The 22,910-nt window shown below is 54.3% G+C and carries 19 protein-coding genes; 8 read left to right on the top strand and 11 right to left on the bottom strand.

Going from position 1 to position 22,910, the window contains the following annotated elements; translation table 11 throughout:
• Positions 1-86 precede the first annotated feature (86 nt).
• On the bottom strand, positions 87-1,034 hold the full coding sequence (locus tag CGL_RS00550) for an aldo/keto reductase (RefSeq protein ID WP_003858893.1): 948 nt from the start codon (positions 1,032-1,034) through the stop codon (positions 87-89).
• Between the two features lie 480 nt (positions 1,035-1,514).
• Positions 1,515-4,964, bottom strand: coding sequence for a bifunctional proline dehydrogenase/L-glutamate gamma-semialdehyde dehydrogenase (locus tag CGL_RS00545; RefSeq protein ID WP_172820765.1), 3,450 nt, complete (start codon positions 4,962-4,964; stop codon positions 1,515-1,517).
• Between the two features lie 265 nt (positions 4,965-5,229).
• Between CGL_RS00545 and CGL_RS00540 the strand changes: the two genes are divergently transcribed.
• The 3 genes from CGL_RS00540 to CGL_RS00530 all read left to right on the top strand — a co-directional run bounded on the left by CGL_RS00540 (position 5,230) and on the right by CGL_RS00530 (position 7,238).
• On the top strand, positions 5,230-5,781 hold the full coding sequence (locus CGL_RS00540) for a PepSY domain-containing protein (RefSeq protein WP_011013389.1): 552 nt from the start codon (positions 5,230-5,232) through the stop codon (positions 5,779-5,781).
• Between the two features lie 234 nt (positions 5,782-6,015).
• Positions 6,016-6,570, top strand: a complete 555-nt coding sequence (locus CGL_RS00535) for a thiamine pyrophosphate-binding protein (RefSeq protein WP_011013388.1) — start codon at positions 6,016-6,018, stop codon at positions 6,568-6,570.
• Positions 6,516-7,238, top strand: coding sequence for a hypothetical protein (locus CGL_RS00530; RefSeq protein WP_306556812.1), 723 nt, complete (start codon positions 6,516-6,518; stop codon positions 7,236-7,238). Before CGL_RS00535 ends, CGL_RS00530 begins: the two co-directional genes overlap by 55 nt.
• Before the next feature lie 257 nt (positions 7,239-7,495).
• Here CGL_RS00530 and amn read toward each other — a convergent pair whose 3' ends face one another.
• Positions 7,496-8,905: an AMP nucleosidase gene (gene amn, locus CGL_RS00525; RefSeq protein WP_011013386.1), complete on the bottom strand. Its 1,410-nt coding sequence runs from the start codon at positions 8,903-8,905 to the stop codon at positions 7,496-7,498.
• 67 nt (positions 8,906-8,972) lie between these two features.
• Here amn and CGL_RS00520 point away from each other — a divergent pair, with 67 nt between their 5' ends.
• The 4 genes from CGL_RS00520 (at position 8,973) to CGL_RS00505 (ending at position 16,043) form a co-directional block, all read left to right on the top strand.
• Positions 8,973-10,799, top strand: a complete 1,827-nt coding sequence (locus CGL_RS00520; protein ID WP_011013385.1) for an HSP90 family protein — start codon at positions 8,973-8,975, stop codon at positions 10,797-10,799.
• A 26-nt stretch (positions 10,800-10,825) separates the two neighbouring features.
• Entirely contained in the window at positions 10,826-13,603 is a 2,778-nt protein-coding gene (locus tag CGL_RS00515; protein WP_011013384.1) for a hypothetical protein, read from the top strand.
• A gap of 334 nt (positions 13,604-13,937) precedes the next feature.
• Positions 13,938-15,092 (top strand): MFS transporter, encoded by a 1,155-nt coding sequence (locus tag CGL_RS00510; protein ID WP_011013383.1) that lies wholly within the window; start codon positions 13,938-13,940, stop codon positions 15,090-15,092.
• Between the two features lie 198 nt (positions 15,093-15,290).
• On the top strand, positions 15,291-16,043 hold the full coding sequence (locus CGL_RS00505) for an alpha/beta fold hydrolase (RefSeq protein WP_041625295.1): 753 nt from the start codon (positions 15,291-15,293) through the stop codon (positions 16,041-16,043).
• Here the strand turns inward: CGL_RS00505 and CGL_RS00500 are convergent.
• The 7 genes from CGL_RS00500 to CGL_RS00470 are packed head-to-tail and all read right to left on the bottom strand — an operon-like array spanning position 16,040 to position 21,234.
• Entirely contained in the window at positions 16,040-16,891 is an 852-nt protein-coding gene (locus CGL_RS00500) for an urease accessory protein UreD (protein ID WP_011013381.1), read from the bottom strand. The genes CGL_RS00505 and CGL_RS00500 overlap by 4 nt on opposite strands.
• Positions 16,892-17,509 (bottom strand): urease accessory protein UreG, encoded by a 618-nt coding sequence (ureG, locus tag CGL_RS00495; RefSeq protein ID WP_003857703.1) that lies wholly within the window; start codon positions 17,507-17,509, stop codon positions 16,892-16,894.
• 16 nt (positions 17,510-17,525) lie between these two features.
• Entirely contained in the window at positions 17,526-18,206 is a 681-nt protein-coding gene (locus CGL_RS00490) for an urease accessory protein UreF (protein WP_011013380.1), read from the bottom strand.
• On the bottom strand, positions 18,206-18,679 hold the full coding sequence (ureE, locus tag CGL_RS00485) for an urease accessory protein UreE (RefSeq protein ID WP_011013379.1): 474 nt from the start codon (positions 18,677-18,679) through the stop codon (positions 18,206-18,208). The genes CGL_RS00490 and ureE overlap by 1 nt, the downstream gene beginning before the upstream one ends.
• Before the next feature lie 24 nt (positions 18,680-18,703).
• The gene (gene ureC, locus CGL_RS00480) at positions 18,704-20,416 is read right to left on the bottom strand and encodes an urease subunit alpha (protein WP_011013378.1); all 1,713 of its coding nucleotides are present in this window, start codon (positions 20,414-20,416) and stop codon (positions 18,704-18,706) included.
• Entirely contained in the window at positions 20,417-20,905 is a 489-nt protein-coding gene (locus CGL_RS00475) for an urease subunit beta (RefSeq protein ID WP_011013377.1), read from the bottom strand. It lies immediately after the preceding gene.
• A gap of 26 nt (positions 20,906-20,931) precedes the next feature.
• A complete protein-coding gene (locus CGL_RS00470; protein ID WP_003857708.1) occupies positions 20,932-21,234 on the bottom strand; it encodes an urease subunit gamma in 303 nt (100 codons plus the stop codon).
• Positions 21,235-21,434: 200 nt separating this feature from the next.
• Here CGL_RS00470 and CGL_RS00465 point away from each other — a divergent pair, with 200 nt between their 5' ends.
• Positions 21,435-21,950 (top strand): MarR family winged helix-turn-helix transcriptional regulator, encoded by a 516-nt coding sequence (locus CGL_RS00465; protein WP_011013376.1) that lies wholly within the window; start codon positions 21,435-21,437, stop codon positions 21,948-21,950.
• Positions 21,951-21,959: 9 nt separating this feature from the next.
• Here CGL_RS00465 and CGL_RS00460 read toward each other — a convergent pair whose 3' ends face one another.
• Complete coding sequence (locus CGL_RS00460; RefSeq protein ID WP_011013375.1) at positions 21,960-22,793, bottom strand: hypothetical protein; 834 nt, start codon at positions 22,791-22,793, stop codon at positions 21,960-21,962.
• Positions 22,794-22,910: the final 117 nt, after the last annotated feature.

Raw genomic sequence — 22,910 nt, 5'->3', positions numbered from 1 at the left:
CTAAGTAACTCACCGAATAAATATCGGTAAATAAGGCAACCGTAATGCAAATGTTATGACTTGCATCACTTACTTTTGAGGAGAGCTTAAGCGAAAGGCTCCGAAACCTTATCCAAACGTGCAAGCTGCTCAGCGCTCAGCTCCACATCCTTCACAGCCATCAAATCCTTCAACTGCTCTACCTTGGACACGGACGCAATCGGTGCGGTCACACCATGCGCAACCAACCACGCAAGCGCCACAGTCGTTGGCGCAACACCCAACTCATCGGCAACAGCACGCAACTCTGTCACCACGGCAAACGCCTCATCGCTGGCGTAACGATCCAACTGCCCCGCACGCGCTTTACCCGAAATATCCTCCTTGGAGGTGTACTTTCCGGTCAAAAGACCCGCGGCAAGCGCGAAATAAGGGAAGACTGCAACGCCATGCTTCTCGGCGAGTGGCTGCACGTTCTCCTCATAATCCTTCCTCGACACCAGGTTGTAGTGCGGTTGCAGAGCAACCGGCTGCGCTGGAGTGCCTACAGACTTCTCAAAGAACTCAGCTAAACGCTCCGCGCTGTAGTTAGACAATGCGAGGTGCTTAATCTTGCCCTGTGCAATCAGATCATTAGCGATAGCAACCTGCTCATCAATGCTGACTGCCTCATCGTCGTAGTGGTAGTAAAAAATATCGATCGATTCCACGCCCAAACGCTCCAGGGAACCCTCGACAGCCTTGAAAGTTGCCTCACGGGAACGACCAGCAACAGGCTCCAACGCACCAGACTTGGTAGCAATGATCAGCTTGTCTGCGCCACGTTCCTTAATCCACGCGCCGAGCTCCCGCTCCGACTCGCCACCCTCATTGCCTTCAACCCATGCAGAATAAGAATCGGCGGTGTCAACAAAGTTTCCTCCCGCTGCCACGAATGCATCCAAAACCGCGAAGGTCTGTTCCCTATTCGAGGTCCAGCCAAAGGTATTTCCACCGAGGTTTAGTGGGAAAACATCAAATTCAGTGCCTTTAATAACGGTCACGCCGTGCTCCATTTCCTATGCTCACAACTTACTGCCCCGAGCATAGGAGCGTTTCTACAGAATTTCAGAAGAAAAATCTTTCAGTAGCACAAGCCATATGTTGATGTCTTAAACACATCGAGAAAACGTGTCGATTTTTCGCCCCAAAATCGACATATGACCTTTGAAAAGCCCGCCAATAATGAATTCACCGACCCCACTGCCAGATTGGTTAGGATCCACCACAAATTGCTCTGATCAGTCGAAACGTGGTGGATTTTTGCAAGTTCAGAGGCCAATCTTGCACGAATCCACCACAGATCCGAGGTTTCCGCTCAAACGTGGTGGATCCTTGCCCTGCAAACTGCCAGGAATCGCATCAGCCCCAATGGCCCCAAATTCGACCCCTTCTAGAATCGCCTCTAAGAGCCTTCAGAACTGAAATCAGGACAACAGGTCGCTGCGACTGACGAAGCCCTTAAATCGGCACGCAGCGACCCATGCGCAAAACGATCAACGTTTAAGTTCCTCCGCCAACTCGTGGAAGGCCGCAACTGGGTTTCCAAAACGGTGCAACGTCATGGAAATTGCTTGTTCTTTGAGCCAGTAACGTAATTCAACTCGACCGGAGGCAGTTACTGCATCGTCAAGCAGAACAACTTCGGGCCGTACAGATAGGCGTTCACGGACAGTGTCGCTAACTTTGCCCAGGTAGCGGACTCGGACGCTGGAGTTCTCGTCGTATTCGCCGCGCAACACGTTGGAAATAAATACCGAATCATCGACTGTTTCTGCACTCACTCCAGCAGCGGACAATACTTCGCGGACTTGCTCTGAAACACCTGGTGTTTGAAGAACTCGCGGAGTAACCCCGGCGCGACGGGCTGCCAACAATGCGCGGGCAGTTTCTCGGGGTGTGGCGGAATCGTCGAGTCGGAGTACTACCTCTGCTGGTCGGTAGCGGAAAATGTTGGCTTCTACATCGAGGCCGGAGGGGTCGCGTGGGCTGCCGAATTCCGTGTTCCATGCTGTTTCATCGCTGGCGTTGGCTTTTTCGAGCCATTCGAGCTCTTCTCCGGGGAGATCCAGTTTGCTGATCAGCGGGTTTGTTTCGCGTGGGGCGTGGTGGCTTGGCGCGTCGGCCCAGGTTCCCATGAGCATGACATAGTTGGGTCCTCCGGCTTTGGATCCGAGGCCGACGGAGGATTTTTTCCAGCCTCCGAAGGATTGGCGTTGGACAATGGCGCCGGTGATGCCGCGGTTGACGTAGGCGTTTCCGACATCGACGTGGTCAAGCCAGGTGCGGACTTCGTCGGCGTCGAGGGATTGGAGTCCGCCGGTGAGTCCGAAGTCGTTGCCGTTTTGGAATTCGATGGCTTCATTGAGGTCGGTGGCTTTCATCAGGCCGAGGACTGGTCCGAATACTTCTGTGAGGTGGAAGAAGGTTCCTGGTTTGACGCCTTCTTTGATGCCGGGTGACCAGAGTCGGCCGGTGTCGTCGAGTTGTCGGGGTTTCAGCAGCCAGCTTTCTCCTTCTTCGAGGGTGGTTAGGGCGTGGTGGAGTTTATCGCTGGGGAGTTCGGTGAGTGGTCCGACGGTTGCGGAGGGGTTGGTAGGCCAGTCGACGATGAGTGAGGATGCGGCGTCTACCAGCTGTTTCCGGAAGCGTTCTGATTCGTAGACGCTGCCTACCAAGATGCCGAGGGAGGCTGCGGAACATTTTTGTCCTGCATGGCCGAAGGCGGATTTCACCAGGTCGGCGACGGCGAGGTCGCGGTCGGCAGATGGGGTGACCACGATGGCGTTTTTGCCGGAGGTTTCGCCGTTGATGGTGAGTTCTGGTCGCCAGGAGGAGAACATCGCGGCGGTCTCGGAGGAGCCGGTCAAAATGACGCGGTCGACGTGTTCATGGCTGATCAACGCACATCCAACATCGCGATTAGCTGGGTAAATGCAATGCAGAACCTCGCGGGGAACGCCGGCTTCCCAGAGGGCTTCGACCACTGCAGCGGAGCAATGTTGGCTAGGCTTTGAGGGTTTGTGGATCACGCCAGCGCCCGCCGCGAGTGCTGCGAAAGTCGATCCAGCGGGGATCGCGATGGGGAAATTCCAGGGCGGGGTCACCACAACGACGCGATCTGGGGTGAATTCCGCATTGTCTACGTCGTCCAATTCCAGGGCCAAATGCGCGTAGTAGCGGGCGAAATCAATGGCTTCAGAGATTTCCGGGTCGGTTTGTTCCACAGCTTTGCCCACCTCCGCGGCCGTCACTGAGATCAGGTGTCCGCGTCGCACGCGCAAAATCTCGGCGGTCTTGTACAAAATCTCAGCGCGTTCACGGGCTGGGCGCGCTGCCCACGCTTCAGCAGCGTCGCGCACATCGTTAATTAGCTTGTCGACGTCCCCCTCTTCCAACACCTCCGGCTTTGTTTGTTTTTCCAACCAACCGGGCTCTGCTGCGGTGGCGACGGCTTTTGTGGCCCACTGTTGGTTTTGGATGAGCGCTGGGTTGGTGTCGGGCTCGTTGATAAATGGGACGAGGGGGGCGTCGAGAAGCGTCTCTTTGCTGCGGTCTTGTGTGTGGTTGGGGCCGGGCGCGGGCACGTCGATGAGCGTGGCGAGGTCAGATATGGAGGCGCGGAAGCGGCTCTCCTCTCGCTTGAAGGACGGGTTGTCGGCGTCGAGGTCGAAGATGGCGGACATGAAGTTTTCGCTCGCGGCGTTTTCCTCGAGGCGGCGCACGAGGTAAGAAATGGCCACGTCGAATTCTTGTGGGCGCACGGCTGGTACGTAAAGCAGCAGCTCACCGACGTCAACGCTGACGGCGCGCGCCTGATCGGACGCCATGCCCTGCAGCATTTCGAACTCCACACGGTCCGCTACCCCACGCTCCACAGAGAGCAAATGTGCGAATGCTATGTCGAAAAGGTTGTGGCCGGCAACGCCCAGGCGCAGGCCCTCCATGTTTTCTTTGCGCATCGTCCAATAGAGGACGCGCTTGTAATTGGCATCGGTGGCTTGTTTGGAAGGTTCTGTGGCAACTGGCCAGCCGGTGATCTGCGCGTGGACGTGCTCCATAGGCAAATTAGCACCCTTGACCAGGCGAACCTTAACGCCCGCCCCGCCTGTGTTGACGCGCTCGCGGCCGAACTGCGCCAAGTCCTGGATTGCACCGAGGGCATCGGGAAGGTACGCCTGCAACACAATTCCGGCTTCTAGTTCATGCAGCTCTGGATTGGAGAGCAGCCGCTTGAACACCTCCATAGTCAGGCGCAGATCGCGGTATTCCTCCATGTCCAGGTTGATGAACTTCGTGCCTTTCGGCGCCCGCGCGGCCTCTATATATAAAGGTGTCAGCTGTTCCACAACATAATTAACGGTGTCTTCGAAACCCCACATCGAAATCTGCGATGCCACCGAAGAGACCTTGATGGACACATATTCCACATCCGGACGGCGCAACAACCGCACCGTGTCATCCAAATGCTTCGCTGCCTCCTTTCGGCCCAACACCGCTTCACCTAGCAAATTGATGTTCAGGCGGTGCCCATCCGACTGAATCTCAGCGACAGCCTTGGCGAACTGCTTGTCGCGGGCATCCACAATCATGTGCCCAACCATCTGCCGGATTCGAGCCCGCGCCGCAGGAACCACAACCTGCGGCAACGCCCGCCCCACCAAAGAACCGGCCTGAATCTGCGCCCGATCCAAAAAGGACATCGTCGACGGAGCAATCTTGCCCAACTCATACAACGCATGCGCTGCCGCTTCACGATCCTCAGTTCGAACCACTCGATCCACGAAACCAACCGTGAATTCCAAACCATTAGGATCCTGCAACACTGCAGCTAGACGCTTCGCATCGGCATTGGGCACGCTTTCCTTTTTGCTGTACTCCAGCCAGGAGCGCACCTTGTCCACAGCCTGGTCAGACAGCGTAGCCAACTCAATAGGCAGATTCATCGACGTCATGGTGGTTCTCCTTCAAGATCAGCGGTGTGGGTGCCGTTTCGCATCGTAGGTGTGATGGATCCCAGCAACTATTTTCAGATGTGGCCCCCAACATAATCCCAAATATGGATTTTTAACCACCGCACCCCTTTTTACGCAGCTGAAATTGTTAAAAGCGCAGCGCACACGCTTTCCCCTCAGCCTGCTGATACCCCCGTTTTGCCACCTAAAACAACCTCTCATCTTCATTTCATATTCACTTCATAGGGTTGAATACATGAAGAACGCAAAACTTTTCCTCGCGCTCATATCCGCTCCTCTTATCCTCGCTGGCTGCAGCTCCACCGATACTGGAACAGCAGAATCCACCATTTCCAGCGAAACTGCTTCTGCAGTAGATGCCACCACTTCTACCTCCTCAAGTACCGCCACCTCTGCCGTGATTGATGACGATCCGGTATTCGACATCATCGACATCGTCCTTGCCCAATACCCCGACAGGATCATCACCGACATTGACCGCGAAGACTCCTCCGATCAATACGAAGTCGATGTTGTGGTTGGCCAAGAAGTCCTTGAACTTGATGTCACCACCAGTGGCCAGATCCATACCGACGACCGCGACAACGATGATGATGACGACATCCGCGAAGCTCACGCAGCCACAGTCACCGCAGCTCAAGCCATTGGCCTAGCGCTGGATCAATACCCAGACGGAATTATTGATTCTGTTGAATTAGACGAAGACGACGGCCAGCTGAAATGGAAAATAGACCTCGATGACACTTCCGGCAATGATCTTGCTGACGTTGAAATCGCAGCAGTTTAAGCACGCGCACGGAAAGCCACTCGCCCGATGACTAGGCTAAGAACTTGTGCAGTTTTTGTCGCGTTCCAATCTGAACATGTCGGCGGTCAGGTTCAACTGATCCAGTTTTCTGGCGAAGTACTCTGATCCAGTGTTTGAAAAAGGAACATTAGTGCCAGTAACAAGAGCCCAGTTGAATTCAAGCGGGCAGAGACACATCTGGCCCTCAAAATTTTCCTTTTACTGGAGACCACTGTGTACTCAATTTCAGAAACTATCGCCCGAACTCTTATGCCCCGCACCGATCACGTTTTCGACCTGATGGGCAACGGAAACGCCTGGTTCGTCGATGCCCTAGAACGCCTCGGGCGAGGCATCATCACCGTCCGCCCCACAGTTGAAACCGTGGCCGCCGCGGACACCTACCACCGCGTCACCCGCCGCCCGGCGGTCGCTACCACCACCTATGGTGCTGGTTTCACCAACACCATGACCACGCTTGCCGACGTCGCCCTCTCCCGTATCCCACTTCTTTTAGTTGTGGGCACTGCCCCGAGCGCCGGGCCTCGCTGTTTCGACATTGACCGGCAAGGACTCGCACGTGCCGTAGGTGTGGAAACCTTCACCGTGCATGCAGATGACGTTGCTGCGGTAACTCTTCAGGCTTGGAATAATACGCCGGAAAACACACACGTGATCCTGGAAATCCCCTATGACCTAGCAGCTGCCACAGCCACCGATCCAACAGTGACTACATACCTGCTGCGCCCCGGATTTCAGAAACTCCCGATGTCACCGACCTTGTCCTAGCTCTACGCAATGCCCAAAATCCCCTCCCTCTTGCAGGTCGTGGCACACGCGAAGCACAGCAAAGCATCCTGGAATTAGCAGATCTTTTGGCAGCTGATGTAGCCACCAGCGCGCCCGCCCGAGGATTCTTCCATCCCTCAGGAAACTCTCGCGACCTGGTCGTATGTGGAGGTTTCGCTGCGACCGGTGCAGCTTCAGAAATACGCCGAGCCAACGTGGCGCTTGTGCTGGGCGCCGGTTTGAACCAATTCACCATGGCATTCGGGGAGGCTTTCGGTGAACTCGCGGAAGTGCTCCAAGTGGATCTTGAAACACAGACCACCAACCCGCGCATTAACCATTTCATTAGCGCAGATAACACAACTGTTGTAGCCGCAGTGCTTTTAAAGCTTCGTACACAAAATTTCCACGCACCGCGCCGGCTATACCTGGACGATAATCCTCTGACATGCCCTGGCGGCGACGCCCTTGCAGCCGACGGCCGACTCGATCCACACAGCCTCATGCGCCAACTTAACGGTATTTTGCCAGCTAACAAGTTCGTCGCCTCCGATGGCGGACACTTCATCGGAGGGGCCAACACCTACTTCGACCTGGAATCACGAGACAGCATCGTGCTTTTGGGAACCGCCTTCAATCCATCGGCCTCGGCTTCCCCACCGCCGTAGGTGTCGCCACAGCTGCTGGGCAAGAGTGCCTCACCGTGCTTGTCACCGGCAACGGAGGCGACATGATGGCGCTTACCGACGCCGACACCTTCCTTCGCACCGAGTGCACCCATCATTGTTAACGGACGCATCCTCGGTGCTGTTTGTATTGCCACGCCTCTCAACCGAGTGATCAGGTCAGTGGGCCAAGGTTTCGGCGATGCGACACGTCACGCGGCTGAAAAATGGCCGCGCAACTGGCCTAACTCTCCGAGACTTTAGCGAAACGGCACCTCACCCAAGGTCCTGCGCAGTTTACGGGTACGCAACCGTTCAGGATCTACTGCCAGGTATTCCATTGCACGAACAGCACACATGACGTGGGCTTCCTTGGAGTTGGAGTAAAACGCCTGCGCTTGCGCGGGAAGTTTCGGCACTGCGTGTAGTGGCAGGTCAGAGACGCTCAGCAGGGTGCCGTATGGAATGCGGTATCGATATCCGTTGGTGGCCAAGGTGGAAGATTCCATGTCAACAGCTGCGGCGGTGGATCCTTTGAGCCAGTTCCAGAGGTTTTCTGGGGTGTGCCATTCCCAGTTTCGGTCGTCGGTGGATAAGACCGTACCGGTGCGCATGAGGCTGTTGTCGGATCCGTAGATTTCGTCGACGCTGGCTTCTAGAGCTTTTTGGATTTCTGGTATTGCCGGGATCGGATTACCAAGTGGGATGCGGGTATTCAGAATGTGGTCTTCGCGCTGGTAGGCGTTGCCAAGGATGAGGTCGCCGATGCGCATGCGGGCGTCCATGCCAGCACAGTGGCCGATCATCACCCAGGCTTCTGGGCGGAGCACAGCAAGGCAGTCGGTGATAGTTTTTGCATTGGATGGGCCCACACCGATGTTGATAATGGTAATACCGTCACCGGCTTCGGTGATGAGATCGTAACGAGGCATTTGGAAACGGCTAGTCAGATCAAGGGTTTCCGTACCGAGGCTGGTGGCGGTCTCTCGGTCAATTACCTGCCCGTTTGGCAAGGATAGACCCACGTAGCGGGAGTCTTCCGAGGTGAGTTCGGACATGGCAAAATGCACGAACTCGGTGGTGTGCATGGCGTAGTTGGTGAACAGAATGTACTTCTGCACGTGTTCCACGTTGATGCCGGTGTAGTGCTCGATGCGGGCGCAGGCGATGTCGAAGCGTTGCGGCCCGAAGTGGAAAAGCGGGAGTTCGGGGCCGTTGAAGGCGTGCCAGTCGCCGTCGATAATTGCGTCGTGGACTTCATCCAGGGTGGGGCGTGGGATGATATCTGCAACATCACCAGCACGGCGAGCTTCGGTAGCGGAAGGTGCGCCGCGAATGTACTCCGGTGGGATGCGGATATCTGACTCAGATACGTAAATCTTGCAGGGATAATTACTGGTGAGACGCTCGAGTTGTTCGCGGAGGTAACGCTCAATCACGCGTGGTTTGGACAAGGTGGCGGAGTATCGCCCGGCTCGATCCACATAGCCGAAGGGTTCGGTGCGGTCGATGGGTTTCCATTCCAGCACGTCAACGGTGAGTTTGGGGTAAACAACATCGGCGTATGCGGCGTAGTCCTCATTGTTGAGGGTTTCTTTGGCCAGTTTGGTCGAGGTGTCGTAGATGTCAATGAGCTTCGCGATTGCGTCATCGATCGTTGTTGCTTCCATGCGCACCACACTATCTTTCTGCACGCCCTGATGCCCTGTGGATTCAAAACTGTGCTTTTATAGGCGTATGCAAGAATCCTCACGTGATAATTTCCAAGTTGACCTCGGCGGCGTTGTTGATCTTTTGAGTCGCCACATTTATTCCGGTCCGAGGGTGTATGTGCGTGAGTTGCTGCAGAATGCGGTTGATGCTTGTACTGCACGTTCTGAACAGGGTGAGGAGGGCTACGAGCCGAGTATTCGTATTCGGCCGGTGACCAAGGATCGTGCCACGTTTTCACTGGTTGATAATGGTACGGGCCTGACCGCGCAGGAGGCGCGGGAATTGCTGGCGACGGTGGGGCGGACGTCGAAACGCGATGAATTCGGTCTGCAGCGGGAAGGTCGCCTGGGGCAATTTGGCATCGGGCTGCTTAGTTGTTTCATGGTGGCGGATGAGATCACCATGGTGTCGCATGCGGAGGGTGCGTCGGCGATTCGGTGGACTGGTCATGCGGATGGCACCTTTAACCTGGAGATTCTTGGGGATGACGCAACGGATGTCATTCCGGTGGGCACGACTGTGCACCTGACTCCGCGCCCTGATGAGCGCACGTTGCTGACGGAAAATTCCGTGGTCACCATTGCTAGTAATTATGGCCGCTACCTGCCGATTCCTATTGTGGTGCAGGGTGAGAAAAACACCACCATCACTACATCGCCGGTGTTTGCAAAGGATACTGATCAGCAGCACAGGCTGTATGCCGGCCGGGAGCGCCTTGGTAAAACTCCTTTTGATGTCATCGATCTCACCGGTCCTGGCATCGAGGGTGTGGCTTATGTATTGCCGGAGGCCCAGGCTCCGCATATGTCCAGGCGTCACAGTATTTATGTCAACCGCATGTTGGTCTCTGATGGGCCTTCCACGGTGCTGCCCAACTGGGCGTTCTTTGTGGAATGTGAAATCAATTCAACCGATTTGGAACCCACCGCATCGCGTGAAGCGCTCATGGATGACACCGCGTTCGCGGCAACCAGGGAACATATCGGTGAGTGCATTAAATCGTGGCTGATTAATCTCGCCATGACCAAGCCTCACCGCGTGCGGGAATTTACTGCGATTCATGATCTTGCCCTGCGCGAGCTGTGCCAATCGGACGCGGACCTGGCTGAAACCATGTTGGGTCTTCTCACCTTGGAGACCTCCCGTGGTCGCATCTCGATCGGTGAGATCACCACGTTGTCCATCACCGAGGATGTGTCGCTGCAGCTGGCTACCACGTTGGATGATTTCAGGCAGCTCAACACCATTGCGCGCCCGGACACCTTGATTATTAATGGCGGCTACATTCACGACAGCGATCTGGCTCGGCTCATTCCCGTTCACTACCCACCGCTTACGGTATCTACTGCTGACCTGCGCGAATCCATGGATCTGATGGAGCTTCCGCCGCTGCAGGACATTGAGAAAGCCAAGGCACTGGATGCGCAGGTCACGGAATCATTGAAGGATTTTCAGATCAAGGGCGCAACGAGGGTTTTTGAACCCGCAGATGTTCCTGCCGTGGTGATCATTGATTCCAAGGCGCAGGCCTCACGGGATCGCAATGAAACACAAAGCGCAACCACTGATCGTTGGGCTGACATTTTGGCAACGGTGGATAACACGTTGAGCCGTCAAACAGCCAACATTCCACAGGATCAGGGACTGTCGGCGTTGTGCTTGAATTGGAACAATTCGCTGGTCAGGAAATTGGCGTCCACTGATGACACCGCCGTGGTGTCGCGCACGGTGCGTTTGCTCTACGTTCAGGCATTGTTGTCCAGCAAGAGGCCACTGCGGGTGAAGGAACGCGCGCTGCTTAATGATTCGCTGGCAGATCTGGTTTCTTTGTCTTTGTCATCCGATATCTAAGACAATCCTCCGCTAATCTCGAGGGCATGGATTATGCCTTTGAGCAGTCGGCGACTGCGCTGCTAGATCGTGCAATTGATATGCCCATGAACGATGAGCAGATGGAAGCTTTTCAACTTGCATTGAGCGTGGCACAGGAAACCGAAGATCAAGATACTGAGTTTAAAGCTCGACTGTTTCTGGCCACGCTGGGCAATATCAACGAGGATCACACCTCAATGCTCACCCACTTTTCCGCAGCTGTCGGCATGCATGACCGCGATCCGGCTCGCTTCCCAGGCCAGGGCGACGGTTCCTACCCGGATCTTTTTTGGCTGTACAAAAACGCCCTCAACCTGGTCATTAGCTCAGTGTTGTTCACCCGTGAGCAGATGGACAACATGCTCGATCAGATGGATGAACACTTCACGCGCGCGGGTATCCCGCGCATCGCGATTAATATTGAGCGCCGCGACGACGCCCTGATGAACGGCTCCCTCGAGCGTGCGCTAGAGCTGCAAGAGCTTATCGACGCCTCCCAGCACGACGATCCCTTCGACGACTGCCCAACCTGCCAAATTGCAGGAAAAGCGGCACTCGCAATGGCAGCAGATGATTACGACGAAACCCAAAACCTCGTCTCCCAAATCATCAGCTACGGATCCATCGGCTGCGTCATGGAACCAGAGACCACCCTCGCTGCGTTCATGCTGCGTGTGCTTAAGTCCGGCGATGCTGATTATGCCCGCTACCTGCAAGATGTCAGTGCGAAGGCAAACCCAGAATTCCAGTCCCTTGATTCCGTTGGACGCCACCTAGAATTCCTCGGCATCACTGGAAACCATTCCAGGGGCTTGGGCTTTCTCACCCGTTACCAGCACCGCTTGATCACGGATCCTTTGGCAACTCTGGGACATTTCCAGTTTTACTTGGGCGCCTACACGTTGCTGTCCTCCACTGAACGCGCAGGTTTCGGGGATCTTGTTGTCTCCGGTACTGGAGAGGTGTTTGGCCACGATGAGGATCTGAACGTCGAAAAGCTTAAAGAACGCTGCCTGGAATTGGCGCGCAACCTGGCGCGCGAGTATGACGCCCGCAATGGCAACGACAATTTCATGAAGCGTTTCGAGGCCTCAATTGCTAATTCCACCCTGGATATTCCAGTGGGATTGGGCGGCTCCAATTTGCTGCTCAAGGCGCAAACCGCGACCCCATCTGAGCCTGCGAATGCTCAGGACAAACTGTACCGTTTCTGCATCGCCAATGGTAAGAGGGCATTTTCCGATGCGCAGCGATTCCTGCTCAACGCCGACGAGCTCGCGGAGCTTTCTGATTATGAGCGTCTGGCTTATGCCATCACCTTGCTTGATCAGCCTGGAAAAGAAGCAGAAGGACGCGAACTTTTCCTTTCGGAGCTTCGCCGCCAGGGCTACCGCGCTGTCGATTTCTTGGAATCCCAGACTGTTGACCAGCTGAATAACCCCGATGTCCAGACTTACCTCACCGAAGCGGAACTGATTCGCGATGACTTGAGGTCTTGGGCAGTCATCAATCAAATGGCATTGGACAACATCGATCTTGTTCCATACGGCGAGGAAAACGACGAGCCACTTGCAATCGCCCGCAAGATCATCGAGGAAACCGCTTCCCATCCTGAGCTGAGATTCGAAAACCTCGAGGCCCAGTTCTCCGAGTTCACCATCTTGCTTGCTCAAAGCCCGGAGAACCTCGACGTAGCCCGCTACCAGGAGCTTCGTACACAGGGAAACTTTGTTCAAGAACTCGCCTTGGACAGCATTTTCGGCCAACATGCCGTTGTTCAAGACACCGGAAACGGCGAAGCCATCCTAGATGAAACTATCGGGTACATGATCGGCGCCGGCATGCGTGAAACCACTGCCCGCACCGCCAGCCAGTTCGCGCAGCTTTACTCATTTGTGGGCAGGCAGGAACGCTCCATTGAAATGGCACGACTCGCTTTCGAGGAACTTCAAGCGGCAGGACTTCCCCACCGTGAGGAAGAACTGCGATTGGGCATGCAACTCGCCCAGGTTGAACCAATTGAAGCCCGCGAAATCCTGGAAAAGCTGCTGCTGCCTAAATTCGAGCAGAATCTGACACTTGATGAACTTGAAACTGAAGCACTCCTTCCTTTGGGTGCTACCGTTGCTATCCACGACCCCCAGGCTGCCGCAGCAATTTTGCGCCACGCTCGCGAAAACGCCGCAGGGTTCGGCAACTTCGAACTCGCAGTCCAAGCGATGACCATGATCACGGATGTCCTCTACACCCAAAACATGCACGAGCAACTGCTGGAGGAGCTCAACCACTCTCTCCCCTATGCTCAAATGCTTGATGATCAACACCAAGCTGAACTGAAACTGCTGGACAGCATCGCCATCGTCCAGGCAGACCTCGGTTCCACCGAAGCGCTGGAAACCCTGGGCACCGCAATGGGACTCGCAGAAACCACAGCTCAGAAGCTATACGTGCAGGAATCCCTCAACCGCGCATACTTCACTTTTGCCCGCCCTGAAGATTGCATCAGCGGAGCAGCCGACGCTTCTGCCCTGGCCATGCAAAACGATGACCCTTCCAATGCAGCTGCCCAGTTGGAGCAGTGTGCACAGTACTTGTTCCAATTGGGCCACGAAACTGACGGCGCAAGCCTGCTGGAATCTGCATTCAGGGTTGAAGGCATCCCCACTGAGCAGGCACTGTACTACGCAAATGCACTGTCTTCCATCTATGAAGATTTCGGCGATTCCGCGAAGTCGCAGTACTGGGAGCAGCAGGCGCAGGAAAAGCAGCAGCTTCTGGAGTAACGGCCGTTTAAAGAGTCGAAGTTTCAGAATGGGTGTCGGTCTAGGCAGATCTGCTTTAGGCGCTTGAGAGCGATTCTGGAAGGGCACTTTCTTTAGACCGAGGGGCAGTTTTTCTCCTCTTTGAGGGCCGAGCAAACCAGGTGACCGAAAACGCATCGGCTAGCCCGCCACTGGTCATATGGGACGGTTATCAGACTTCAGAACCAGCCCATATGACCAAGGGAACCTCGACATACACTCCTTTGGTCACCTGGTTTGGTTGAGGGAAACAGACCGCCCAAGAACCCAAGAAATCCCAAGAAAACATGCTGCTTATGAATTAAAGTGAGCACCCATGAGATCAGGAAACGCCAATCGCGTCTTCATAGGTGTTACCATCCTGCTGTTTACTGCAGGATGGGCAGCCAATCATTTCGCGTCAGTGTTGGTGTTGATCCGTGAACAATTAGACGTATCAAGCGTGCTGGTCAACGGCGCTTTTGGTATTTATGCACTGGGACTTCTTCCAAGTTTGCTCGCAGGCGGTGTGCTTGCCGACCGTTTTGGTGCCCGCATGGTGGTACTCACCGGAGGTGTACTTTCTGCGCTTGGAAACCTTTCTCTTTTAGCGTTTCATGATGGTCCTTCCCTCCTGGTAGGACGATTCATCGTTGGTCTGGGCGTTGGATTAGTCGTCAGCGCGGGCACCGCATGGGCGGGCAGATTGCGCGGAGCAAGCGGCGTGACATTGGCCGGCATTATTCTGACCGCCGGTTTCATGATGGGGCCGATTGTGACAAGTGGGTTGGGGATGGCGTCGACAAGCATTATTACGCCCTTTGCCATAAGCGTTGCCCTCTCGCTGATCGCGGTGGTTGTGGGATTTGCGCTTGGCGATGCCCGCAGCACCCCGAGCGCACTTGGCGCATCCAGCGGAATCAAACACGAACGAAGCATGAAAAAGGCCCTCGCGGTGTCCTTGCCGATGGCAATTTGGGTGTTCAGCTGCATCACCACCTCCCTGATCGTGATGTCCGCGCGCATCGACTCCACCTTCGGCAACGCCATTCTTCTCCCCGGAATCGGCGCGGCGATCGCCTTCAGCGCAGGCCTGATCGCACAATTTTTAGGTAGGAAATTCGCGTGGGGTCGTGGCTCCGGAATCGTGGGCGCGCTGTGTGCCCTCGCGGGTTTTGCGCTGGCAGCTTTTGGTGGCGACTCCATTCCAGTGTGGCTTTTCGTTATCGCCTCGATCCTGTTCGGCACCGCATATGGCCTCTGCCTGCGCGAAGGCCTCCTCAGCATCGAAACTTACACGCCACTCAACCGACGTGGCACCGGCATCGGCATCTATTATGTGTTCACGTATTTGGGATTCGGGCTGCCAGTGCTTCTCGACGCCCTCCTCCCGCACCTTGGCGCCTCCATTCCGCTGTACGCGCTGGCGGCGCTCGCCCTTGGCTCCGCAGTAATCCGCGGCGTACAAATCAAGCGCGGGTATGTGGTTTAGATTTCTACCTACGACCTGAAATTCTAGTTAGCAACCCAATTAAGAACCGGCCCATCCCTAAATAGGGAGGGCCGGCCATGTTGTCTACAGGTTACCAGCCAAAGTGAATACCCCGACTGCAGCAGCGCAAAAGTTCAAGTACTTTGGGATGCAAATCTAGTAGCACGTCCCATGTTTCTCACACTCTCAGGAGCTGACATGTCTGCACTTATTAAAGGTTCAGGACCTCATCATGTGGTTGTCTTAAATGGTTGGTTTGGTCATGCTGCGGGCTGGGGAGCTTTCGCTGACTATCTTGACCTCGGCAACTACACCTGGCACTTTTGGGATTACCGAGGTTACGGCAACAGAAAAGACGACGCAGGAGAATTTACTCTGGAGGAAATTTCAGCGGATATCGTTGCATACATCGACTCGATTGAGGCAGAAAAGGTTTCCATCCTGGGCCATTCCATGGGTGGAGTGTTCATGCAGAAAGTCCTTGCAGACAGCGCCACCCCCATCGCTTCACTGGTTGGAATTTCTGCCGTTGCTGCAGCTGGAACACCATTCGATGAGGATTCTCGGAAGCTTTTCACCTCAGCAGGGCACAACCCGGACTCGAGGCGAGCCATCATCGATTTCACCTCAGGATCTCGCCAACCTGCCGCGTGGTTGGATGATCTCACCGACTCGACGGTGCAGAATTCCACTCCAGAGGCCGTTGAAAAGTACTTTTTTGCGTGGGCTGATTGTAATTTCGCAGCGGATTTAGGCACCCAAGATTTGCCCGTGTACATTCTCACCGGCGATCTCGACCCCGCGGTCACTAAAACTGCCGTGGAATCCGCATTCGGCCCGATCTATCAAAATCTGACCGTTGAAGAACTCCACGATGTCGGACACTACGCAATTTTCGAGCACCCCTTAGGCCTTGCCGCCAGGGTGCTTCGATTTCTCGACGCCGTCTAGTACTTCCGCAAATTCACCGGTTCCTGCCCGCGCCACCGCCCGCGCAACAGCGACGCAATGTGTTCGTGCAGGTTAATCAACTCCTCAGTGCGGTTGCTCAGCGTGCGCGCAATAAATCCGCGCAGTAACGTGCCCGGCGCGCTTAAGAAATTGACGGCGCCGTACACATCAGGGTGCGCGGCAAGTTGCTCATTCAGCTCAGCAACAAGCTGCTTATCGACGCCTTCCCCCATCACAATCATCTGCCCTGAATGTGTGTACTGTTCCGTCCACCCAAAACTTCCCTCTCGGGAGTCCGGCCGGAGCAGTAAATTATCCAAGAGCACGAGTCGCCCTGTGGTGGAGTCCGTGATTTCGGTGTGTAGACGCATTTCATCGTAAGCAAAGTGTTTGCCGTCGGGGTGCCAGCCTGGGGTGATTTGTTCGCTCATCACAAACGTTGCGCTCGGGTGCAGCGCCACCTTGGTGAATTGATGATAGGTGGCCTCCCGGTACGCGATGGTTTGATCCGCCAAGTATTCCAGCACAGCATTTTCACCGACGTTGATTTCGGTGTGCTGCGTGGCTGGTCCTTGCGGTGTGCGATAAATCTTGGTGGCCGATTGCGTGGTGATCAAAGCTTTTGCGTTGTCTTTGATCGTGAATTGCTGCTCATACACATCGCCGCCCAGGTATCCGCCACCAATGGCAATGATGGTGTAGCAAACCTGTCCGGAATCATCCAAGTAGTGTGGCCGGATGACTCGAAGCGCACCCTGGTGAAATTGCTCCACCGCACGGCTTTGACCTTGGGGTCCTTGATCATCGATGGTCAGTCGCAGGGTTCCCACTGGTTGGGTTTGTGTCATTTAGGCTTCCTGCAAGTCCTGCATCATCACCTCATGGCGGATCCATTCCAAGACCTTATCCAAACCATCATCGGTGCGCAGATTAGTCAGGCAGAATGGTTTGTTCTTGCGGAATGCTTTGGCATCTTCCACCATGACATCTAGGTTGGCACCAACATATGGGGCAAGGTCAGTTTTATTAATGATAAACAAATCCGACTTAATCATGCCTTGGCCAGCTTTCCTCGGGATCTTCTCACCTTGGGCAACATCGATGATGTAGATGGAAAAATCCACCAGCTCTGGCGAGAACGTTGCAGAGAGATTATCTCCACCAGATTCCACAAAGATGAGTTCCAGATCTGGGAAGCGTTCCACAAGGTCTTTGATCGCTGCATCATTCATGGAGGTGTCTTCACGAATCGCAGTGTGTGGGCATCCTCCAGTTTCAATGCCAACAATGCGTTCTTCTGGCAGCACTCCATTGGCGGCAAGAATCTTGGCGTCTTCAATGGTGTAGATATCGTTAGTGATTGCAGCCATGCTGACTTCGTCGATAAGCGCTCGCGTAATCCGCTCTACCAGCTGCGTTTTTCCGGCGCCGACCGGCCCGCCTACGCCGATTCTGATTGGACCCATGTTTCTTTTCTCCTTCTTAACTCATAAATAGTCGTGCGCGTTGGGTTTCATGAACCATTTGTGAAATATCCAAGCCTGGATCACCCGAACAGAAATCAATCTCATCCAAGTTCGCGCTACGTTTCACGGCCGCACCGATATGCTCACGCATGGCGAACATCACCCGCTGACCTGCCATTTGCCCCAGTGGGATGCCACGAACCGCATTTTGGATCAGCGAACTCACCGTTGCCGTGAGGTGAGCGTGGATTGCTCGATCCACATCAATCCCCGCGCTGTGGGTGGCAAGAGCCAAAGCCAAAGCCGGGTGCCCTGATAGCTCTCGATGTTGAATCAATTCGAGATACTCAACAATCAGGGGCACGGAGTAGGTTTCAGCCACGATCTCTGCCATGCGCGTACCCATTCGAGCATTAGCTTCCCGAATTTCTCTCGCCGGAGTTCCAGCAAAAAGGCGCTCATCCAGCCGTTTCAGCTCAGACACCGTCGGGGTGGCGTAAAACATCCTCATTGCCAAAGCATCAGAGCTGGTCAATTGCACCTTAAGCAGGACTTTCAGCCAGTCTTGGAACTCCTCTGCATTGGTGATTCGCTCTGCATCCATATAAGTTTCAAATCCAAATGAGTGCGCAAACGCTCCCGTTGGAAGTGCTGAATCCGATAAATGCAACAGCAGAAAATCAGCGTCAAGATCCATCAATGTGTGTGCCCGCTATGCCTGAAAGGAATTGGCGGAACAAGTTCGGTGCGCTGATACTCGATGCCGTGCTCATCCAAGAAGCTGACCACCGTGTGATCGTATTGCACGATCATGGCTGCCTTCTCTGTCAATTCACCTGGCTTGGAAAACTGTGCTGGCAGGTGCCTGTTTCCCAGGGAGTGCGCCACAAATCCCATCTGGTGAATATCGCTTGGCGTGATAACTAAAACATCCGTGGGGATAATCTCCACCACAAATACCGTCTTATCATCAGCTTTCAACACATCACCTTCACGCAGAATCGGATGCCCGTGGTTTAACCGCAACCCCAGTTCTTCTCCTCCGGGGAGTGCAACCCGTTGAATGCGCTTATCCAAAACTAAATCTTCAAAGCGCACACCGATGACATCGCGTCCTTCAACAAACTCCGGTTGATCGTAGATGTTGGTGTCGATCGCAGTGATAATCATGGATCTTCCTTCCTTGTTGGCGGATTAGAACAAGAAGTAGCGACGTGCCATTGGCACTGTCTCTGCTGGCTTGCTGGTGATCAACTCACCGTTGACAAACACCTGGTAGGTCTCTGGATCGACACGAATATCAGGCATTTCTGCATTGAGTTTCATGTCTCGTTTGGTCAGATTCCTTACACCTCGAACGCCCCGGATCTGCTTCCTCAGATTCAGCAGATCAGGAACATTTGCATCGATAGCGTCCTGGGATAGGAATGTAATGGAGCTTCTGGAAACTGCCTGGCCAAACGCACCCCAAGTATTGCGCAGGGTGCGGGGCTGCGGAGTTGGAATGGAACCGTTGGAATCACCCATGAGGGAATTGACCATCAACCCACCCTTGATCACCAGATCAGGTTTCACACCAAAGAACTTTGGATCCCACAGCACGAGGTCAGCGAACTTGCCTTCCTCCACTGAACCGACAACATAATCCACACCGTGCGCAATCGCAGGGTTGATGGTGTATTTTGCGATGAATCGACGCAAGCGGTTGTTGTCGTTGTATGGAGCATCTCCCGTTAGTGATCCACGGGTGCGTTTCATATGGTCGGCGACCTGCCACGTGCGCGTGATGGTCTCTCCTACTCGGCCCATCGCCTGGGAATCCGAAGAGGTGATAGAGAAGATACCCATATCGTGAAGCACATCTTCGGCTGCAATCGTTTCGGCACGAATTCGGGAATCCGCAAAAGCCACGTCTTCTGGAATATCTGGGTTGAGGTGGTGGGCAACCATCACCATGTCCAGGTGCTCTTCAACAGTGTTTCGGGTGTATGGGAGCGTTGGGTTGGTGGATGCAGGCAACACGTTTGGCAGAGCAGCCACTCGGATTAGGTCAGGAGCGTGTCCACCACCAGCACCTTCGGTGTGGAAGGTATGGATGACTCGGCCCGCAATGGCTTCAATGGTGTCTTCCACAAAACCGGCCTCATTCAAGGTATCGGAGTGGAGTGCCACCTGGATGTCCATGTCATCGGCTACTTCTAGGGCAGTGTTGATCGACGATGGTGTGGCACCCCAGTCCTCGTGAATTTTCAGACCGATTGCACCCGCACGAACCTGCTCAGCCAGCGGAGATTTGGAAGAACCATGGCCTTTACCCAAAATGCCAAAGTTCATGGGCATGCCTTCAAAAGCACTAAGCATGTTGTAGGTATTCCACTGACCTGGCGTGACAGTTGTAGCCATCGACGCCTGGCTTGGGCCGGTGCCTCCACCGATCATCGTGGTGATACCTGATGCTAATGCAGTGTTGACCTGGTCTGTGCCCAAGAAGTGCACGTGCGTGTCGATGCCACCTGCGGTAAGGATTTTGCCTTCACCAGCAATGATGTCGGTGGCAACGCCGATGACGATGTCGACGTTTTCCATGACATTCGGGTTTCCGGCCTTTCCGATTCGGAAGATTTTGCCATCTCGAAGCGCAACGTCAGCTTTGTACACACCCGTATAGTCAAGGACGATGACGTTGGTGATGACGGTATCGGGAATATCTACATCGCGAACCAAGGTGCCATTTTGGCCCATGCCATCACGAATGACCTTGCCACCGCCGAATGCTACTTCTTCGCCGATTGCTGCGTAATCTTTTTCCACACAGAGAAAAAGCTCAGTATCAGCAAGACGTACTGAATCGCCAACGGTTGGACCATAAAGGTCGGTGTACTGCTTGCGGGAAATCTCAAAACTCATTTAATTTCGACCTTCTTCAAAGCCTTCTTCTGTGCCCACATTTGTGTCCACATCAGTGGCGTCATCTAGTTTCCGGCCACGTTCAGCAGCTTCGACCTGTGGCAATTCTTGTGGAGCATCACCAGCAGCTGAGGAACGACGCCAACCGTCTTCGCGTCCCTCCCACACGTTGACTTTGAGGTCCTCCAACGGCCCATCGACGAGATCTCGGAAACCTGCAACAATGCGGTCACCGCCAATGGCAACAAGGTTGACGGTGCGGGCATCGCCTGGCTCGAGGCGCACCGCGGTGCCGGATGGAATATCAAGGCGGAAGCCGTAACCTTCACTGCGATCAAAGCTGATGCTGGGGTTTACTTCAGCGAAGTGGAAATGCGAACCAATCTGCACAGGCCTATCACCGGTGTTGATGATTTCGATGGTTTTGGCCTCGCGCCCAACATTTCCGGTGAGTGATTCGCTGGACAGGATGTACTCGCCTGGGATCATGACAAAACTCCTAAAAACATCAAGGGTTATCGGATGGGATTGTGCACGGTGACGAGCTTGGTGCCGTCATCAAACGTTGCTTCAACCTGGATGTCAGGGATCATCTCTGGGATGCCTTCTAAGACATCATCCCTAGTCAAAATGGTGCTTCCCCAGCTCATAAGGTCTGCGACTGTGCGTCCGTCACGGGCGCCTTCAATCAGTTCATACGTGATGAGGGCGACGGCCTCTGGGTGGTTAAGTTTTAGGCCGCGATCTTTACGGCGACGTGCAAGGTCAGCCGCCACCACGATCATCAGTTTTTCTTGTTCACGAGGAGTGATATGCAATTTTGCCCCTTTCTGTCAGGTAACAGAAATTAGTTTAGCTCCCCCAACGCAATATTTGGGAGAGCCTCTAAAAAACCGACAATATACTGCTTTCCTTTGAGAGGAAAGTAGCGCTACATCTGCATATCTACCCCCTTAAAAATGAAGCATAAAACCGCCGTGTACCGGCCTTTTATTGATTTTGACGTAAGCTTGCACCGATGACTCAAGATGAACACCCCCGACAGGCCGACTCCCATTTCAACATGCTTTTACCGGATGGAAATGAAAACGCACACCAGCTTTCTGTCGCTCTAAATCAGGTGGCACATCTGTTGGCCTATGATGCGGACTCTTCAATTCATCGGCCTGATGGGCTAAGTCTGGCGTCCTATAGAATTCTCTTTTCACTGTGGACTGATGGCCCGATGAGTCCACTCCAGGTGACTGACAAGACTGGAATGAAAAAGTCTGCGATTTCTAACCTGTTAAAGCCATTGCTCGCTGAATCTCTGATTGTGCAGGTGACGGCAGAAAATGATCGACGCTCAAAGGTTTTAAGCCTTAGCGAAAAAGGCACTACATACATTCAGAAAACAGCCACCCGCCAAAATGCTTTGGAATCCGAGTGGTTTGGCACCCTGACCGACATCGAGCAGGATTTATTGGAGTCGTTGCTCAGGAAACTGCTCGACTCCAACCGCGCATCCAAGGTTCGTAAAAACCGATCTAACTAGCGTCGATCCTTAGGGATGTACGTCTCCTTCCGCCAACACATCAAGATCAATCAGAGTGTTGAGTGGTTCAACAACATTGCAGGTACTGAAGCTGCGGAAGGAATCCCGCCAGTTTTCGCCGCTTTGTAGTGCGTGAATAAGCGGAGCGGCATCATCGCCTTCAAGGATCTTCAGTGCCTCTGCCTCGCCTTTTCCAGCACGAAGTGTCGCCACGGCGGCTGCAATGTTGAGGAATCCGAAGTGAAGTCGGCCGGTTTTCTCGTCACGATACCTGAGAGCACGATGCAGGCCTGCAGTGAGTTTAAACGGCAATGCAGCATCGATGGCGGTGCGCAGCACAGTGACCAAGTCCTGCGGTGAGGGGAAGAGCTCTTCCCTATCACCTCCAGTTCTGTATTTCAGGCCAGCTCCCATGTGGCGGAGTTTTCGGACAATATCTGCGGTGACCAGGGCTGTCGGAATCTCAACCCATACGAAAGTGTTGCGATGTTGTTGGATGAGTTTTTCCACATCTCCCAACCAAGCGGTGTTGGTGAGGGCTGCGCCGACCAGCTTGATTTCCACCGAGGCGATGTCGATGTTGGGGAGTTCGTAAAAATCCCTTCGCAGATCAGCGAGCCCATCAGTACTGATTACTGCCGACACGCGAAGGACTTCATCGCCGGTGTATTGGGCGGCTTCTTCCAGTTTGGCTAACGGCAGAATGAGCGTTCCGATGAATCTGGACATCGGTTTGTTCTGACGATCAAAGTGTTCGCCGATGGCTCGGTCAAGCGGGACGAAGCAGGGATAATAGACTGCGGAATCATCAAAAAATCGATGAAACTGTTGCACGTTGTTCATGATGACAATCCTCTCCACGAAGCTTAAACCCCATTTTTGCACTATTTTCCTGTACAAAACTGATAAGGCTTGAATCGTTGGTGCTTCGAGTTGGGATTGTTATGTGGGGAGACGTCG

Source organism: Corynebacterium glutamicum ATCC 13032 (assembly GCF_000011325.1).
Taxonomy (GTDB): domain Bacteria; phylum Actinomycetota; class Actinomycetes; order Mycobacteriales; family Mycobacteriaceae; genus Corynebacterium; species Corynebacterium glutamicum.
This window is presented reverse-complemented; position numbering and strand designations above follow the sequence as displayed.